1 protein-coding gene is annotated in these 1,776 nt (G+C 66.3%); it reads right to left on the bottom strand.

What is annotated here, in order from left to right; translation table 11 throughout:
• A partial coding sequence (locus PY650_RS36330) for a condensation domain-containing protein (protein ID WP_285884925.1) occupies positions 1–1,776 on the bottom strand: 1,776 nt, incomplete at both ends.

Consider the following 1,776-nt stretch of genomic DNA (forward strand, 5'->3'; position numbering starts at 1 on the left):
GGCCTTTTGCACCTGCTGTTCGAACAGTTCGTGGATGCACTGGTCCGACGGGTAAGGCGCCTGCGTCCGGTTCAGCTCCTCCAAAAGGTAGCGGCGCTCTTCGGCCGGCAGGATGTCGAGCGCGCGCACCGGCTTATTGGGGGCATGGTCCAGCGCTTCGGCCAGTTGTTCGAGCGCGTGCTGCATGTAGGCGCAGACCCGATCTGCAGAGATCGGCTCGGCCGCTTCCGCCGTCAGGCCGAGCGCCTCGCCAAAATCCTCCACCGACAAGGTCAGCGGATAGTTGGTGCGCTCCTCCCCGCCCAGCCATTCCATGCCGGAGAGGAGATCGTCCGTGACCTCTGCCGCTGGCATGTTGTTGTGACGATAGTTCAACAGCGCGCTGAACAGCGGCGCGGGCGCCGCAACGCCGCTGCAGCGTTGCGCTAAGGCCAGCGAGGCATGCTCGTGCGTCAGCAGCTCGGATAGCCGGCGATGTGTGCTGTGCACGCTTTCCTCGACCCCGGTGCCGTCGAGATCGAGCCGCACAGGCAGGGTGTTCATGAACAGGCCCATGGTGCGGTCGGCGCCGGTACCGGCCTGCATGCGTCCGAACAGCACCGTGCCGAACACCACCTGCTCGCGGCCACTGCTCAGCGCCAGCACCTGCCCCCAGGCAAGGTGGCACAGGCTCGCCAGGCTGACGCCGAGCCGCCGCGCCTGGGCCCGCAGCCGATCGTTGAGCGCCTGCGGCAGCATCCGATGCGCTTCGCCAGATCTGCTGCCGTCGCCATGGACCTCGCTCAATCCGAACGGCAGGGTCGGCTCGTCGATGTCCCCCAGCATTCCCCGGAAGAACGCTTCATGCGCCTTGGCATCGACACCCAGGCGCGCCTGCGCCACCAGATTGCGGAACGGCTGCGGCGCTGGCAGTTCGTGCGCCCGTTCCTCCAGCACCGCCCGCACCTCGGCATGCATCACCTCCAGCGTCGTGTGATCGCCGATCAGGTGATGCTGCAGCTCCAAAAGCAGCCAGCGCTCGCTGCCGGGCTCGGGCGCGATCACGAAACGCATCAAGGGCGCCCGGGCCAAATCGATGCGATACTGGCGCGGATCGAACTTTCGCCTCAGCTGCTCGTAACCTGGGCCGTCATCTTCATCCAGCTCGACCTCGCTCACCTCCAGGGCCGCCTTGCGCCACACCACCTGGGCCGGGCTCGACAGCCCCTCCCAGACGAAGGCCGTGCGCAAAATGTCGTGGCGGTCGACCACCTTTTGGACCGCGCCGAGATAACGCTCCAGCACATCCCGATCGGCAAAGGCCATCTGACTGACCAGCAGATAGGGATCACCGCGGCTCGCCAGCAGATGATGGAACAGGATGCCGTCCTGCAGCGGCGACAAGGCATAGATATCCTGGATATTGCCGACACCGCCGGGCACCGTTTCCACGATCCGGTCGATCTCCTGTTGGGAAAGCGTAATGAGCGGCAGCATCTCTGGCGTAATCGCCGTGCTCTGCTCAGTGATCAGGTTGGCCGGCACCGTCACCTCGCGATGGCTGCCGAGGCTTGTCGCCAGATCGGACAGCACCGGTCGGGCGAACAGGGTGCGCACCTCCACCCCGAGCGACAGCCGCCGCAGCCGCTCCATCAGCTGCACGGCGAGCAGCGAGTGGCCGCCGAGTTCGAAGAAGTGGTCGTGGCGGCCGACCCGCTCGATCCCGAGAAGCTCCGTCCAGATCTGAGCGAGCGTCGTCTCGAGCTCGCCCTGCGGCGCCTCATAGGCGCGCCGTGC

The sequence above is a fragment of the Martinezella calliandrae genome (genome assembly GCF_030272695.1).
Classification (GTDB): domain Bacteria; phylum Pseudomonadota; class Alphaproteobacteria; order Rhizobiales; family Rhizobiaceae; genus Rhizobium; species Rhizobium calliandrae.